At 42.6% G+C, this 16534-nt stretch carries 15 protein-coding genes and 1 other RNA gene; 2 read left to right on the top strand and 14 right to left on the bottom strand.

Going from position 1 to position 16534, the window contains the following annotated elements:
- Nucleotides 1-115: 115 nt before the first annotated feature.
- The 3 genes from mnmA to cymR all read right to left on the bottom strand — a co-directional run bounded on the left by mnmA (nt 116) and on the right by cymR (nt 2984).
- The gene (mnmA, locus tag M3212_RS16155) at nt 116-1210 is read right to left on the bottom strand and encodes a tRNA 2-thiouridine(34) synthase MnmA (protein WP_251195012.1); all 1095 of its coding nucleotides are present in this window, start codon (nt 1208-1210) and stop codon (nt 116-118) included.
- 21 nt (nt 1211-1231) lie between these two features.
- Nucleotides 1232-2392 carry a cysteine desulfurase family protein gene (locus M3212_RS16150; protein WP_251195011.1) on the bottom strand — a complete coding sequence of 387 codons (1161 nt, stop codon included), beginning with the start codon at nt 2390-2392 and terminating at the stop codon, nt 1232-1234.
- Between the two features lie 172 nt (nt 2393-2564).
- Nucleotides 2565-2984, bottom strand: coding sequence for a cysteine metabolism transcriptional regulator CymR (cymR, locus tag M3212_RS16145; RefSeq protein ID WP_251195010.1), 420 nt, complete (start codon nt 2982-2984; stop codon nt 2565-2567).
- Nucleotides 2985-3285: 301 nt separating this feature from the next.
- On the opposite strand from cymR, the gene M3212_RS16140 reads away from it, so the two are divergent.
- Nucleotides 3286-4554 carry a replication-associated recombination protein A gene (locus tag M3212_RS16140; protein ID WP_251195009.1) on the top strand — a complete coding sequence of 423 codons (1269 nt, stop codon included), beginning with the start codon at nt 3286-3288 and terminating at the stop codon, nt 4552-4554.
- A 149-nt stretch (nt 4555-4703) separates the two neighbouring features.
- On the opposite strand, the gene M3212_RS16135 is transcribed toward M3212_RS16140, so the two are convergent.
- Complete coding sequence (locus tag M3212_RS16135) at nt 4704-5474, bottom strand: SDR family NAD(P)-dependent oxidoreductase (protein ID WP_251195008.1); 771 nt, start codon at nt 5472-5474, stop codon at nt 4704-4706.
- A gap of 347 nt (nt 5475-5821) precedes the next feature.
- Between M3212_RS16135 and M3212_RS16130 the strand changes: the two genes are divergently transcribed.
- Nucleotides 5822-6445, top strand: coding sequence for an RsfA family transcriptional regulator (locus tag M3212_RS16130; protein WP_251195007.1), 624 nt, complete (start codon nt 5822-5824; stop codon nt 6443-6445).
- A gap of 77 nt (nt 6446-6522) precedes the next feature.
- Here M3212_RS16130 and M3212_RS16125 read toward each other — a convergent pair whose 3' ends face one another.
- From M3212_RS16125 to glaH, 10 genes are all read right to left on the bottom strand, one after another.
- On the bottom strand, nt 6523-7284 hold the full coding sequence (locus tag M3212_RS16125; RefSeq protein ID WP_251195006.1) for a tRNA threonylcarbamoyladenosine dehydratase: 762 nt from the start codon (nt 7282-7284) through the stop codon (nt 6523-6525).
- 442 nt (nt 7285-7726) lie between these two features.
- Nucleotides 7727-7904: non-coding RNA, 6S RNA (gene ssrS / locus M3212_RS16120), on the bottom strand.
- Nucleotides 7905-8162: 258 nt separating this feature from the next.
- On the bottom strand, nt 8163-9557 hold the full coding sequence (locus M3212_RS16115; RefSeq protein WP_251195005.1) for a hypothetical protein: 1395 nt from the start codon (nt 9555-9557) through the stop codon (nt 8163-8165).
- A 56-nt stretch (nt 9558-9613) separates the two neighbouring features.
- Entirely contained in the window at nt 9614-11128 is a 1515-nt protein-coding gene (locus M3212_RS16110; RefSeq protein WP_251195004.1) for a tripartite tricarboxylate transporter permease, read from the bottom strand.
- 55 nt (nt 11129-11183) lie between these two features.
- A complete protein-coding gene (locus M3212_RS16105) occupies nt 11184-11654 on the bottom strand; it encodes a tripartite tricarboxylate transporter TctB family protein (RefSeq protein ID WP_251195003.1) in 471 nt (156 codons plus the stop codon).
- Nucleotides 11655-11708: 54 nt separating this feature from the next.
- The gene (locus tag M3212_RS16100; RefSeq protein ID WP_251195002.1) at nt 11709-12731 is read right to left on the bottom strand and encodes a tripartite tricarboxylate transporter substrate binding protein; all 1023 of its coding nucleotides are present in this window, start codon (nt 12729-12731) and stop codon (nt 11709-11711) included.
- Between the two features lie 16 nt (nt 12732-12747).
- The gene (locus M3212_RS16095) at nt 12748-13836 is read right to left on the bottom strand and encodes an Ldh family oxidoreductase (protein ID WP_251195001.1); all 1089 of its coding nucleotides are present in this window, start codon (nt 13834-13836) and stop codon (nt 12748-12750) included.
- Nucleotides 13829-14512, bottom strand: coding sequence for an RraA family protein (locus tag M3212_RS16090; RefSeq protein WP_251195000.1), 684 nt, complete (start codon nt 14510-14512; stop codon nt 13829-13831). Before M3212_RS16090 ends, M3212_RS16095 begins: the two co-directional genes overlap by 8 nt.
- A gap of 38 nt (nt 14513-14550) precedes the next feature.
- Nucleotides 14551-15282, bottom strand: coding sequence for a FadR/GntR family transcriptional regulator (locus M3212_RS16085; protein ID WP_251194999.1), 732 nt, complete (start codon nt 15280-15282; stop codon nt 14551-14553).
- A 299-nt stretch (nt 15283-15581) separates the two neighbouring features.
- Nucleotides 15582-16493 carry a glutarate dioxygenase GlaH gene (gene glaH, locus M3212_RS16080; protein WP_251194998.1) on the bottom strand — a complete coding sequence of 304 codons (912 nt, stop codon included), beginning with the start codon at nt 16491-16493 and terminating at the stop codon, nt 15582-15584.
- Nucleotides 16494-16534: the final 41 nt, after the last annotated feature.

The following is a 16534-nucleotide window of genomic DNA, read 5'->3' as shown; positions in this document are numbered from 1 at the left end:
AAACAGGGCACTTTCAGACATCCGCGCAACGCGCGAAGCTGATGCCCTGCCTCAAATCATTTCCGAAGAAAAACCGCCAGGCAGCTTCACCCGCTGTTTCCTTCTCTTCTGTCACTTACCACTTTTTTATTACTTGATCAATTGTTCCCCCGCCGAGGCAAACCTCTCCATCATAGAGGACGACAGCCTGACCAGGTGTGATCGCCCGTTGTCGCTCATGGAAATAAACCTTCGCCGTACCATCCGCCCGCGGATAAACCGTCACCTGTTGGTCCGGCTGGCGATAGCGGAATTTAGCCGTACAAACGATTTCCTCCTGTACCGATTCCTTGGAAATCCAGTTCATGCCAATCGCTTCAAGGCCTTCAGAGTAAAGTCCTTCATGATGGAAGCCTTGGCCGACAAGGAGTACATTCCGCTCAAGATCCTTGCCGATGACAAACCACGGTTCCCCTGATCCGCCGATGCCAAGCCCTTGCCGCTGACCGAGTGTGTAATACATCAATCCGTCATGATGACCTTTTACCTCGCCGTCAACAGTTTGCATTTCCCCGCGCTGGGCTGGCAGGAACTCACTTAGAAATTCCTTGAAGTTGCGTTCCCCGATAAAGCAGATGCCGGTACTGTCTTTTTTCGTCGCCGTCGCCAGCTCTGCGTCAAGCGCTTTTTGCCGGACCTCGCTTTTCGGCATATTACCGATCGGAAACATTGTTTTAGAAAGCTGCTTTTGCGAAAGAGCGTTCAGAAAATATGTTTGATCTTTGTTATCATCGACACCGCGCAGCAGGTGGAATTCCCCATTTTGCTCCTCAACGCGGGCATAATGTCCGGTTGCGACATAGTCCGCGCCAAGACTCATCGCATGATTCATAAAAGCCTTGAACTTAATTTCTTTGTTACACATTACATCGGGGTTCGGAGTTCTTCCCGCTTTATATTCGTCGAGAAAATAAGTGAACACTTTATCCCAATATTGTTTTTCAAAATTAACGGCATAATAGGGAATGCCGATTTGATTGCAGACGCGGATCACATCCTCGTAATCTTCCGTCGCCGTACAAAATCCGCTCTCATCAGTATCATCCCAGTTTTTCATAAAAATGCCAATGACATCATAGCCTTGCTCCTTTAATAGAAGCGCGGTTACAGAGGAATCGACGCCGCCCGACATCCCGACAACAACCCGCGTATCCTCCGGTCTTTTTTTCATTTTGTTTCACCACCTTTATTTCTAGCTGATAAACTCCTGCTGCTGCTTTAATCGGTTTACAATTTTAGCAGTCTCCTCAGCGACATACTTGATTTGGTCTTCCGTATTGTCAAAGCCGAAGCTGAAGCGAACCGCTGCCTGCGATCTCTCGCTACTCTCACCGAACATCGCGACAAGAACATGGGACGGCTCTACCGAACCTGCTGTACATGCCGAGCCGCTTGAGGCGAAAATACCGGCCATATCCAAATTCATCAATAACGATTCAAGATTAACGCCACGGAAGCTGACATTAACAATATGCGGCAGCCGCTCCGTCTGATGGCCATTTACATAAAAATCAACCTGTTTTTCCGTCCACGTATCAAGCAGCGTATGGGTAAAACGCTGATACTTGTCACGCCGCTCATTAATAGAAGCATTGGAAAGCTGCAATGCCTTGGCAAAGCCGACGATCGAGGCGACATTTTCCGTACCGGCCCGCCGTTTCCGTTCCTGTTCCCCGCCATAGAGCAGTGGACGTAACGTAAGTCCATTCTTTATATAAAGCAGCCCGATTCCTTTTGGCCCATTCAGCTTATGAGCCGAAATGGAGAGCATATCGACGGGAAGCTCCGCGATCTTTACTTCGAGCGCACCACAGGCTTGTACCGCATCCGTATGAAAAACAGCCTGATGCTCCTTGAGCAATTCACCAATTTCCGTGATTGGCTGGACTGTACCGACTTCATTATTGCCATACATGATCGTTACGAGGATGGTGTCATCACGCAGTGCTGCTTCGATGTCCTTCGGGTTCACCTGTCCGTATTCATCAACCTTGACGTACGTCACGTCAAAGCCGCGTGCTTCCAGCTCTTTACATGCATGCAGGACGGCATGATGCTCAATCTGTGAAGTAATGATATGCTTGCCTTTTTCGGCATGCTCAAGCGCATAGCCAATAATAGCCATGTTATCGGCTTCCGTTCCTCCACTTGTAAACACGAGCGTCTGCTCCTTAACAGCAAGAGCGGCGGCTATTTGAGCCCGGGCCTGATCAAGCCCCTGTCTCGCCTGTCTGCCACGCTGATGAATGCTTGACGGATTTCCATAATTCGTTTGCAAATACGGCAGCATCGCATCAAGCACTTCAGGATGAAGCGGAGACGTAGCGGCATGGTCCACATACACCATTTCCACCTTTATTCACCTTCTTTATTGTTCTCACTTTTTCCAAAGCTGTCTGCGACAGCTTTTTTAAATTGCAGCGGCTTCGTTCTGCGCACGCAAGAAGGGAGAAAGCATTCCCTTCTTGCTTTACAATCTTTGCGCAGACTCTGCTCGCTGCTTCGGAGCTGTCTGCGACAGCTCCTTATATATAAAACATATAGTATTCTTGTTCGCCGTCGTCTTCGTAGGTTGCGAGGTCGTGGAGGGTTGTGTGATCAAGTACGTCTTTAACGGCGTCGCGGATTTTGATCCAGAGGTTGCGCTTCGCCGGTTCCTCATCATCCAATACCTCAACCGGGCTGATCGGCCCTTCAAGCACGCGGATAATATCCCCGGCAGTAATCTCTTTCGCATCTTTCGCCAGCATGTACCCTCCGTAAGCACCACGGACACTTTTTACAAGCATCGCATTGCGCAATGGCGCGATTAATTGCTCCAAATAATGTTCGGAAAGATCATATTCCTTGGCGATCGATTTTAATGAGACAGGTCCTTCACCTGATTTTTTTGCTAATGCCATCATAATGGTGAGACCGTAACGTCCCTTCGTTGAAATTTTCATGTTTTGTCCCTCTTTCTATGATAAAGTCAACTAAGTTGTGGCATTGGCGCAAAGTATATCCTACCACGGGCACCAATCCCAAAGCAAAGAAGCCGCATTCTGCCTTACTGAAGTCCCCGAACGGACTCTCTTGATCCCGGGACTCTTTCCTCTTACTGTTCATCTAAGTCTTTGCTATTATAGCACGAAAAAACACAACGTTTACAGTTGAACGGAAAATGAATCTGAATAGTTGGCTTTTCCCAATGGTTCGATTACACTTGTGGTTAGTACAAATCCGTAAACAGAAGGAGGAATTTGCATGAAGCGACAACCGCTCGCCTACAGAATGCGTCCTCAAAAAATTGAAGATCTTATCGGTCAAAAGCATTTGATCGGGGAGGGACAGCTCCTGAAACGGATGGTCGACGCGGACCGCCTCTCTTCGATGATTTTATACGGCCCCCCGGGAATCGGGAAAACGTCAATCGCTCATGCGATTTCCGGTTCAACCGGTACACCAGCGAAAATGCTCAATGCTGTTGTTAATAATAAAAAGGATATGGAAATCGCCGTCGCCGAAGCAAAGATGCACGGTCAGCTCATTTTAATATTAGATGAGGTTCATCGCTTAGATAAAGCGAAGCAAGACTTTCTCCTGCCTCATCTTGAGAAAGGGCTGCTCATTCTGATCGGGGCGACAACCGCCAATCCGTTCCATTCGATTAATCCAGCGATTCGCAGCCGCTGTCAAATTTTTGAGCTTGAGCGCCTGAAGGTCGACGATATTGAGCTTGCCCTTCGACGGGCGTTAAAGGACGAGGAGCGCGGTCTCGGAAAAGAAAAGGTGTCGATTTCCGAGGAGGCGATCCGTCATCTCGCTGAAGCATGCGGGGGTGACGTCCGTTCTGCTTTAAACGCTCTTGAGCTTGCCGTTCTTTCCACATATCCTGCTGCCGACGGAACCAAGCAAATAACGCTTAAAACCGCTGAAGCAAGCATTCAAAAAAAGAGCTTTCAGCATGATAAAGATGGAGACGCCCATTATGATGTGCTTTCTGCTTTTCAAAAGTCGATCAGAGGAAGCGACGTCAATGCCGCTCTCCATTACTTAGCACGGCTGCTGGAAGCCGGCGACTTGATTAGCATCGGCCGTAGGCTGCTTGTCATTGCTTATGAGGACGTTGGACTCGCCAGCCCTCAGGCCGGTGCCCGCACGCTCGCCGCGATTGAAGCGGCTGAACGGCTTGGCTTACCCGAAGCCCGCATCCCGCTTGCCAACGCTGTGGTCGAGCTTTGCCTGTCACCTAAATCAAACTCTGCCTATGTGGCTATTGACGCCGCGCTTGCCGATATTCGCAAAGGAAGAATCGGCGACGTGCCAAAGCATTTGCAGGATGCTCATTACCAAGGGGCAAAGCAGCTTGGCCGCGGTCAGTCCTACAAGTATCCGCATGACTATGAGCATGGCTGGGTCGACCAGCAATACTTGCCGTCTGCATTAAAGCAGGCCCGTTATTATGAACCGAAGCAGACGAGCAAATTCGAACAGACGCTGGCCGAGGTTTACGAACGACTGCAAAAGCGCTAACGTTGACTTCCCAAACAAATAAAGGTGTGCCGCAGAAAATGAAAACAAATCTTCTGCGGCACACCTTTATTCTATGAGAACGGCGGCTTCGTTTGCTGCACGCCGCTTAAGGGCTGACGCCTGTTACCATGGCTGCACTCGTCGAAGCTCTACCAGGCGGTCCAGCCGCCGTCGACCATGACGGTGTGGCCTGTGACAAAATTAGCGGCGGGGCTGGCAAGGTAGACCACTGCTCCGACGACATCTTCCGGGGTGCCAATTCGCTTAATTGGCGTCCGGTATAACACATCCTCACGAAATTCATCATTGGCAAACAGCTTTTCCGTCAACGGCGTCAACAAATAATTCGGGCCGACAGCATTAACGTTTATGCCGTACTCCGCCCAATCGATCGCCAGCACTCTCGTCAAGTTGACGATCCCCGCCTTACTTGAGCAATAAGCCGCCCGTTCATAAAACCCGACGACTCCATTAATCGAAGCGATGTTGACGATCTTGCCGCCCCCATTCTCCTTCATCACCTTGGCGACTTCCTGACTCGTAAAGAAAGTCCCTTTTAAATTCACATCGTGGACTTTATCCCAATCCTCTTCCGTGACTTCGAGCGAAGGCTTGCGGATAATAATGCCGGCATTGTTGACAAGAATATCAATCCGTCCAAAATGAGCCTTTACCTCACTGACCATCTGGCGAATTGTCTCAACCTTTGTCACATCAAGCGTCGTCACGAGCACTTGCTGCCCAAGCTTTTCAATTTCAGCCGCGGTCTCCCGGGCGACCTCTTCCTTGCCCGGCAATTCCGTCACAACGATGCTGGCGCCGCTTTCCGCCAGCCCAAGCGCGATTGTCTTGCCAATTCCTGAACCGCTGCCGGTCACAATTGCCACTTTATTCGTCAAATCAAAGCTGTTAAGTACCATCTTTTTTCCTCCATTTCATTCCGTCATCTAATAGTTTCGTCATCAATCGCCAAATTTCCTCCCTGAAAGAATGATAGAAAAGCGGCGCCAGAACTGTATGTATGCGCTTAATCTGCTCTTGGCGCTTTTTGAGAATACTAGTGTGCGTCAACGGCAAACATCTGGAGTTGTGCCATAGGACATTCAAGGTCTTCATTTTGCACCAAGCCACCCCAAAGAACCGGCTTCTGTACGATTGTGAAAACAAAGCGTAAAGCCGGGCTCTATCATCCTTGTATAAAACAAAGGATTTCTGGAAATGATTTGTAGCAAGACGTATTTAGCGCTAAAAAAAGGAGATGAAAAGAATGAAAGTTAGACAAGATGCCTGGTCGCATGAAGATGATGTTTTGCTTGCTGAAACCGTTTTGACTCATATTAAGGAAGGAAGCACACAATTGCGCGCCTTTGACGAAGTTGGAGATGAATTAAACCGGACGTCGGCCGCCTGCGGATTCCGCTGGAACGCGGTCGTACGAAATCGCTATATAAAAGAGATTGCCGAAGCGAAAAAAGAAAGAAAAGAGCGGAAACGGGCTGCTTCCTTTTCGTATTATCCACCTGTCCGGACGATGTGGAACCCTGCACCCCAATCACGTCCGGCTGGTTCACTAGATAGCGAGATGTCGCTTGAAAAGGTGATTGATTATTTACAGACGCTGACCCACACAAATCAGGAAACGGCAGCGCTGCAGAAAAAAAATGAACGTTTGCAGCAGGAAAATGAGGAGCTGAAGGAACGGAATCAAGAGCTGGAAAAAGAGCTTCAGAAAATGAAGCAGGATAGTAGTATTATTGAAGAGGATTATCAATCTCTTATTCAAATTATGAACCGGGCAAGAAGAATGGCCCTGCTTGAGGAAGAAGAAGGATTACCGGCTTCTACGTTCAAAATGGATAAGAACGGTAATCTGGAAAGAGTGGCAAAATAAATTTTTAGAGCAGCAAGTAACGTCTGCGCCATCCCGAACGGGCTGCGGCGCAGTACGAACCTGCTGTTTTTTTTGCTTTAGCGGTTAATCTCAATCCCGTCAAGAAGGCGGGTAATCACATGACCAGCCATAATCAAACCGGCAACAGAAGGTACGAACGCGTTAGAGGAAGGCGGCATCTTCGCTTTGCGGATCGGACCTTGTTCAGCCGCTTCCGGCACAATCTCCTTACGAATGTCCTCTCTGATTTTGATCGGCTGTTCGTCAGAAAAGACAACCTCAATTCCTTTACGAATCCCGTCTTTCCGCAGCTTCGTCCGAATAACCTTCGCAATCGGGTCATAGCTCGTTTTCGAAATGTCGGCAATCCGCAGCCGGGTCGGATCCATTTTATTCGCCGCGCCCATACTGGAAATAATCGGAATATTACGCTCGAGGCATTGTTTCATTAAATGAATCTTATAGGAAATCGTATCGCTCGCATCGATTACATAATCAAGGCCATAGTCAAAAAACTGCTGATACGTTTCCTCCGTGTAAAACATCTTTAAAGCAATAACTTCGCAATCCGGATTGATATCCTTAATACGCTCCTCCATTAACTCAACCTTCGGCCGTCCGACTGTTGAGAGCAACGCGTGTATTTGTCTGTTCACATTCGTGATATCAACGTCATCCTTATCGACAAGAACGAGACGGCCTACGCCTGAGCGGGCTAAAGCTTCCGCCGAGAAAGACCCGACCCCTCCAATACCAAGTACGGCAACTGTGCTTCCTTTCAACACATTCAGTCCGTCATGACCGATTGCCAATTCATTACGAGAAAACTGATGTAGCATGTCATTACTCCTTCCATCTCACTAGCCAACGTTTATCGAAAATGACTATACCACAGCAAAATGCGGAAGCGCAAGGCTGCATTGGTATTTGGCAACCGAACAAACGCCAGCTGGTATATCTACTGGCGCTTCTCGTAGTCAAGGTTCGGCTCTTCGACCCCTCGCTACCGGGATAGAGGGCACGCTTTCCGCAGGCGGGCGTTGGACGAAACTGAAGCGGCCCGGAAGAAATTCAATGCAGGCGATGCTTGTTTTTGCTGGCATGAATCTGAAGAAAACTGGTGAGATGGCACTGACACCGACAGGGCCACCTCCGGAAAATCATCTCTCAAAGCCGTTTTGTCTACGGTCTGATGCGACAGCAGATATACCCAAAAAGAAGCTGCCTCACAAGGGATAAAACGCCCCTTTAGGCAGCTTCCACACGATTCTTATGTAGGACAAGAATCCCGAAAATGCCGTTTGATCCTTTTGCTTTGAACCTGCATCGGCAGGTGGGTGCCATGTGCTTACCTTTTTACGTCCTTGAAGCAAGGCATGTAATCCAGTAATCAACGGTGGCTCCCGTACAAAAAGTGTTGGCTCAAAACAGTCAGTCTTCACGAACATCTCAGGACTCTTGTTAAATTAATATTATCTTAACAATATCTTACTATCCTGTCAATATAATTTCAGAATTTTCCATAAATGAATCATTCTAATACAAGCAAATAATACAACATCTCCTCGTTGCTTCGCTCTTATAAAACAAACCCTCTACATGCTTTGGTAAATTAAAAATAGGTTGTCATTGATGATTGGAGTACTCCTTATTTTGATTTTCGGAAGGTAGATAATTTAACTCATACAACGAAACGCTTTTATTCTAAAAGAATCATTCAATGAACGATATTTACAAAGGCTAGCCCAATAATCGCCATTGAGATGACATACACCCCATTTAGCTTTAAGCCAACCGAAATCGATGACTCATTTACCGCATTACTTACAATGATGTTTAGTGGGTTAATCGGACTAATAATAGAAGCTATTGACCAAGACGTCATTAAAAGCAGAGCGAATCCAATTGGAGTAATACCTATTAAACTCGGGTCAACCTGTGTTAATAAAACGGTGACGACAACAATTTGGTGTACGCCTAAAAATGTTAACGCGACGATTGTGCCCATTATAGTTAAACAAAATAAAATAAATGAAACACTTGAAATGCTAACAAAAAATAATTGTATCCCAGCTGCAAATGACGTACCAGATAGCGCTCTCCCAAATAAACCCGCGCTCAAGAATAAAACGACTTCATTATTTAGTGATGTAGAAGTCTGAATTTGGTAATCTTTCAAATGTTTTTTTAATTCTTTGAATCTATCATTAAATATTAACCATATTAACGGATAACCTATAGAAAGAAGACAAACTAAAAACATCATGGGCCAATGAGTTACGGATTCCATAAAAAAAACAATCCCCATTAACAAGAGCAATGTAATAAATAAACTTAAAATCTTCTTTTTATTTTTATCCGTTTCTTCTTCACTAGGATGTAAAACTACCTGTTCACTCACGAGCTTATTTCGTTTGATCCAAAGCCAGAAGAGAACATTCCCCACAATAAATTGGACAAAGGCTAAAGTGATTCCAACGGGGATATATTCTGATATAGGAATATTTAAATACAAAAGAACCAGAGCAACGGAAGCAATATAAGGTGACCACAATATCACAGGGGAAAAGCCAGCTAAATAAGACTTCACCAGGATGGCTGGATGAATCTTTAAGTCTTTTATCATTCCATGCAATAATTTGATGGCACCTAGATTTAACACTGGACCTAAAAAAAATAATAGTAGAGTAAGGCCCCCATATATTTTTGTTGGTTTATTCATAATTCTACGCATGAAATATATGACGGAATCAAGATAGCCTTCAATTTTCATGGGGATAGAAATGAGAGGAACAAGAACAAAGAGGGCCAGTAACGGTAAGTTTGCTAGTACCCCGTCTGAAATCATTTCAAAAGAATGGCCCTTTCCTACATAAAGACTTAAACCCGTTATTAACATGCCAAAGCTGAAAATACGTGGAATGAATTGTGCCTTTGACAAACTACTAAAAAATACAATTAAACAAACAACTGAGAGAAATATTTGTAAATTGGGAGATGGAAGGAAAAACTGAACAATATACAAAAGACACATAAAGAAAATTAAATAGCTTTTAAAAAAGGTTTCTTTTAGACTTCTTTTTATATCATTTATTCGAACCCGCTTTTCCATCAATTCATTCACCTTTCAATCCTTCGAACTTCCTGAGCAATAAAAAAAAATAAAAATTATGCTGCTTTTACCTTTTTATTTCTTTTGATTTTGACCCACTTAACAACTGTTGGGCCAAATAAAGTTGCAATAGTAAGGATGATGAGCGCCACTGAAATCGGACGTGATAAATAATAAGTTAAAATTGATTCTGAAGTCATCATAAATGACTGCCTTAACCCTTGTTCAGCTATAGGTCCTAAAATCATCCCTAAAACGACAGGCGCTGGGTGAAACCCTGTCTTTCTCATCAAATAACCAATGATTCCAAAAGCCAGCATAACCCAAATGTCAAAAATATTGTTATTAATCGCATAAGAACCTATCACAGATAAGGCAACAATAATAGGAGCTAAAATTCCATTTGAAACTTTCGCGACTTTTGCAAAGTATTTAGCTGCTAATAACCCAATAATTCCCACTGTAATAGTAGCAATAATAAACCCAAATATCATGGAATATGTGGTAACCGCATGAACAGTAAATAGTTCATGACCCGGGATAAAGCCTTGCATATATAAACCACCTAGTAGAATAGCAGTTGCAGCACTTCCAGGAATTCCTAAAGTTAACGTTGGGATAAGTGCTCCTCCCACAACTGCGTTGTTAGCAGATTCAGGTCCTGCCACTCCTTCTAAAGCTCCTTTACCAAATTTCTCCTTATTTTTCGATGATCGTTTCGCATCATTATAACCAATCCAAGAGCCAATATCCCCCCCAGCTCCCGGCAAAATTCCAACCAGCACCCCAATACCAGAAGAGCGCATTAATGTCTTCAAAATACTTTTAAATTCTTTCCTTGTTGGGAGCACCTCACCTGATATTTTTGCAACTGTTGTCTTTACCTTTTTCTTCCTGCGCTCTTCAGCTAGCATCATCACTTGTGAAATAGAGAATAACCCAATCATCGCGGGGATTAGTGAAATTCCAGCCTCTAAAGATGCTTGACCAAATGTAAATCGAGGGTAACCAGTTAGCATATCAACCCCGATACAGCCGATTACTAACCCAAACCCTGCAGCCGCAATTCCTTTCCCCATCGATTTACCAGCTAATCCCCCTACAATAGTTAACCCGAAAATAGCAATTAGAAAGTATTCGGGAGCACTGAATCTTAATGAAAAGGAAGCAAGTGGTGGGGCTAAAAATAAAAGAGCAATCCCCCCAACGACTCCACCAGTCACCGACGAGATCGTCGCAATCCCAATTGCTTTTGCTCCTTTTCCTTGTAGTGTCAATTGATATCCATCAATAGCTGTTGCTGCTGATGAAGGGGTGCCAGGAGTTTGAAGTAAAATAGCCGCTATAGAGCCCCCATAAACTCCAGCAGTATAGACAGACACTAACAGCACTAAGCCAGTTATCGGTGCCATCCCAAATGTTAAAGGAATGAGCAAAGCAATAGCCATTGTTGCACTTAAACCTGGCAAAGATCCGACAAGCATTCCTCCGATTACACCAATTATAATGGCGACAACTGTTTCCCACAGGAACATGTTACCTAATACCTCTATTAATATTTCCGCACTCATCTTTATATCCTCCCTCATACTGATTTAAGTGAATTAATCCAGTCCTTTACACTTTTCAATCAAATAAAATTCCCGAAGGAAGGAAGACTCTTAATTGCACAATAAATACGAAGTAAATAAAGGTAGAAAAAATCGAGATAATTAGTACGTATTTAACCACCCCTTTAATTCCCATATACAATAAGTAGGCAATGAAAAATAAAACGGTTGCAGGAAAAAAACCGATAAATGTTATTAGTAGAATATAAATAAGTGTAAATAGAGCTACAGTAAGCGGAGACTCCAATATTCTCCAACTCAAAACATCCTCTTCAACTTCTTGCAGGGTTGCCACTTCTTCACCTTTTCTTCTTATTCTTATTCCTCTTATCACAATAGAACAAGATAAAAAGGCCAACAGTATAGACAAGCCAAGAGGAAAAACGGCTGCTTCTCCTCTAACACCAAGTGATAAAGAAAATAAAACTATTGAAAAAATAAATATAATAACCCCTATACATATTTCTTGATTAGCCCATTTCCTCATTATAACCCTCCTTTTTTGGAATGGAGGTCGGGTTCTCACTCCGACCTTCATCATTTACCAATCCAATAGATCCAATAACCCTTCTAACTCTTCTGCCTCTTTGTCTAACATTTCCCTATAATCCACACTGTTTCTGTAATCATTTTTTAACCACATTGCATCCATCTGCTCAATTTGCTCAGGATTTGTAATCGCTCTTTCAAATGCACTTTCTAAAATCTCTAAAACCTCTGGCTCAAGACCAGCTGGAGCACCAATTCCTCTAGCTGACCAAGAATAAACTTTCCCATAACCCTCTTCTTCAAAAGTTGGTACATCTGGTAAATAAGGAGATCGCTCTTCACTTAGAACAGCTAAAATTTCTACTTCTCCATTTTCATGATCACTTACAAGTTCTCCTACATTTGCAAAGAACACATCAACATGCCCCCCAAGGACATTCGCTTTATTTTCACCAAAACCATTTGCGTGAACAGCTTTAAATTGAGTCCCTTGTGCTTGGTTTACCTTCAAGGCTGCAGTATGATCATCACTTGCCACGCCTGTTGAAGTTGTAGTTAATTCATGTTCCTTAGCGTACTCGATTAGTTCGTCTAAAGTCGAAAAACGGTCATCATCTCTTCTTATCGCGATAACGCCAGGATCTGTCATGTGGTTCCCAATCGTTGTAAAGCTATCAAGATCTTCATTTCTTCCTAACTCTGGATTCATATAACCAGTAATCAAATTTGGTGTATTAAGATAACCTATGGTATAACCATCTGGGTTGGCGTTTACTAAATCGGTCCAACCAACCCACCCTCCACCACCGGGTTTATTAACAACGGAAACTGGCACCCCTAAATCTTCTTCAATATAAGAGGCTAACAACCGTGCGCCCAAATCCGTCCCCCCACCAGCTGAAAACGAAACAATTAAAGTGATAGGTTTTTTCGGAAAATCACTTTCACTTACTGTCGTGCCTTGATTTCCATCATTCTCAACTTCTCCTCCTGAAGATTGTGAATCCCCCCCACATGCTGAAAGGATCACCATTGATACGATTAACACTAAAGAAAATGAGCATAATTTTTTCACAAAAAAATCCTCCTCTTTAACGGTTTTCTCTCATTTGTAACGGTGTAATTAAATCAGTAGGGATTTGATATTTAATCGCTAATTCAATGAAATCGTTCCTAATTTCCGGTGACACCGGAATTCCCTTTATTTTACGATCCTTCATTGTTTTATTCTCAATTTCTCCAGGTAAATAAATCCGCTCAACTCCTTCAGCTAGTGGAATCTGTTTAATTTCTTTAACCATTTTATCCATGCTTCTTTTAAATTCTTGTAAGGATTGAAATAAATCTGCACGGGTTACAAAGAAAAAGTGACCCACATTTTGCTTATTTTCAAAGTCCTTATATAAATCACCAATATGAGGACCATACGAAGCACCAGTAAATAAACCAGAAATAACATCTACCAATAAGGCAATTCCATAGCCCTTTGGTCCACCAACGGGTAAGCATAGTCCCTCCAATGCTTCCTGTGGATCCGTTGTTTCTTTTCCCTCTTTTGAAAGTGCCCATCCAATAGGGATCTTTTGATTGTTTTTATGTGCACTTATAATTTTCCCTCTAGCAACTACACTAGTGGCCATATCAAAAACGATAGAAGTTTCACTCCCGGTAGGAATTCCATACGACAATGGATTTGTACCAAAAAACCTTTCTCTCCCACCCCAAGGAGCCATATTGGGCGGAGCATTTGTAGTTGCTAGCGCAATACAATCTTGACGAGCTGCATACTGTGTATAGGCTGCTAACATCCCACAATGATTGGAATTCTTAATTCCAACTAAAGCAATTCCATATTTTTTTGCCTTTTGCACAGCCAGTTGCATTCCTTTTGTCGCAATTGCTATTCCTGAACTATTCTTGGCATCTATTAAAGCTGTAGAAGGGGTTTCTCTTTCAATTGATACCTCTAATTGTTTATTGGTTAACCCTTCTTCTATTCTTTTTAAATAAATAGGAACTCTAATGATGCCATGAGAATCAACCCCCCTTAAGCTCGCAAGTACCAGATGCTGAGAGATCGTATTACTTTGCCAATCATCAAGACCTGCAGCAAGGAAAAGCTTACTAATTAAATCTTCTAACGAATCTTTTTTCATTAGTACCGTTTTTGAATCATACAATATATTCACATCCTTTTTGTTCCAAAGCCCGATCAATCCAACTTCGATCCCATTTCCCTTTATATATTGATTGAATAATCTCTTCTTCCTTTTCTTGGACTTTTTTTGCCTGATCTAACACTTGTATTGCGTCTTCTTTTGCTACGACAACAATCCCGTCATCATCTCCGATAATAATATCTCCAGCGTTTACTGGTACATTTCCACAGCTAATGGTAGTATTAATTTCACCAGGCCCTTCTTTATAAGGACCGCGAGGGGTAGCTCCCTTTGCAAATACCGGATAACCGAGTTCTGCAATCGCTCTCAAATCTCGAATCGGTCCATCGACAATAAAGCCTCCGATCTCCTTAACTTTCGCATAATGGCACATTAGCTCGCCTAAAATTGCATTACCCATATCGCCACAAGCATCAATGACGATAATATCGCCTGGCTTGGCAAGGTCCATCGCTTTATGTACTAATAAATTATCAGATGGATGTGTCCGTACAGTGAAAGCGCTACCAACAATGTGCATACCTGGGTTGTTCACCGATTTAATCGTATGGTCCATCGCCCTAAAACGCCCCATCACATCTCCTATATTTGGAGATGCAATCCCCTTAAAACCTTTAAGAACATCTTCACTCACACGTTCAAAGTCTCTTTTAATTCTAAATCCAACATTTGACATATATTCACCTCTCCTTTTTAAAATCAATTTAACCCTAATTAATCCCTATCTAAAGTTGGACTATTTTTTACTTCCCAAGTTCTTGTTTCGTTATTATAAAGATGGATCCTCATTGCTCTTCGTGCCCCAATAGCATCGCGTTTTTCTATTGCATTGATAATATTCCAATGCTCCTCCAACCCTTCTACGTTCCTCATTGGATTTTTTTTGTTTCTTTGCTTACTTGCCGCAAGTCCCTCCTTGATAAGAGTCGATATCGAGTTAAAAACTTTAATGAAAACACTATTGTGTGTTGATTCAAAAATTAACCGATGAAACTCAAAATCTTCTGCAAGCGCTGTTTCGCCTCTTGAGATTGCGTCTGACATTGCTTGATTAGTTTTTATCAGCCTTTTAATATCATCCTCGACAGCTCTTTCAACAGATAATGAAACCGCCTCGACTTCTAAAGCACGACGAAGTTCAAAAACTTCTATTAAAGGAAATTCATTTAACAGTAGCATAGAAACTACTGGAGTAATCGCATTACTTCCTTCCGCTTCTGTAAGAAAAGTACCGATTCCCGGTTTAACCTCAATTAACCCATTAGATTTAAGAACACTCATCGCCTCCCGAACGGTAGCCTTACTGACAGACAGAGACTTTGAAAGCTCAGCTTCTGAAGGGAGCTTATCCCCAATTTTCAAAACCCCACGCTTAATTAAGTTATTAATCTCAACAATAACTTCTTCATAAATTCTCTTCTTTTTTATTTTTTTTAATTCGTACATTCTATTCTCTCCTAATAATCTTATAGTCATCTGGTGATTGGTCACCAGATGACTGGTCACCAGGTGACCAATAATTAAACAATACCACATTATCAGATAAATTCAACTATTTTTATAATTTAATTTATTTGTAATAATGTTTATTTTCAAAAAATATAAACGATAAACAGGTGACATCAGTAAAGTAAAAACACCTCTACATTAAATCTTTCGCTGCTATTGCAACTTTCGACGAGAGGTGTTTTATTGCTTTCATTTCTAGATCCGTTCAATTGGCATTGAGGGACCCGGTAAGAACATTAGCCTATGAACCTCCCTCGTTGCCTCATTAACCTTCGTTCTAAATTTGGGTTTTCCACAAAGGGTTCTCTACCATGCAACCAAAATTTATTGTTAATAATCACAAGCTGCCCAACTGGTAAACCAACCGAAACGGTCCCAGAACTATTTTCCATTGAATCTTGAATGTCTTTTAAATAGAGAGCTTCTGAAATGGTTTGTGGATGTGTACATTGGTGATTGTATTTTATACAAACCTTATTTTGATCGTAAAAGAAAGATGGGCTATGAACTTCATCTTTAATATTTTTACTACCTCGGTCTGCATAAGAAAACTTAAACTTATGCGCAGCAAGTGGATGTGTTGAAAACTTCCCTAAGTCATCCCAATCATCTAAATGAAGTAGCCGAGATTCTCCCCCAACTGCCCCTTTTTCCGACATTTTCATCATTAATACCCAATCTGTATTTTCTTCAACGAAAGTACCATCGGTATGGAGTTCTAAGATCCTATATGCCTTTCTTAAATACGTATCACTTTCAAACGTATGCTTCACTGTAAAAATCGCATAAAATTTATTCGACATTGCATCATGATTTGGTATCCCTATTAAATGTGTTAATGCTGTAGAAAATTTAATATAATCGTCAGTATTTGTCGTTAGATTATTAACACCTATTGTAAATCCCCCTGTTTCTCGATCATGGAGAATTTCTTTTAGCATCTCTTGGAATGACTCACCCAAAACTTTACGTAACTCTACAGCAAGTGCAAATCTCATAAATGGTACATATTCAATTCTTTCAACATTAAAATGCTTTATATTCTCTAAAAATTGAGTAAGTGCATTGTCGTCAATTTCAATATGTTTTAATCGATGGTGAACAGGGTGAGGAATTGCGTTGAATTTCCCTTTAATCTGAATGGTCATTTAATAGCCTCCTTAAGATTGTTTATTCATCTTTCAAGATT

Source organism: Halalkalibacter oceani (assembly GCF_023715705.1).
Taxonomy (GTDB): domain Bacteria; phylum Bacillota; class Bacilli; order Bacillales; family Bacillaceae_D; genus Halalkalibacter; species Halalkalibacter oceani_A.
The sequence above is the reverse complement of the archived record's forward strand: the minus strand, read 5'-3'. Positions and strand labels throughout refer to the sequence as shown.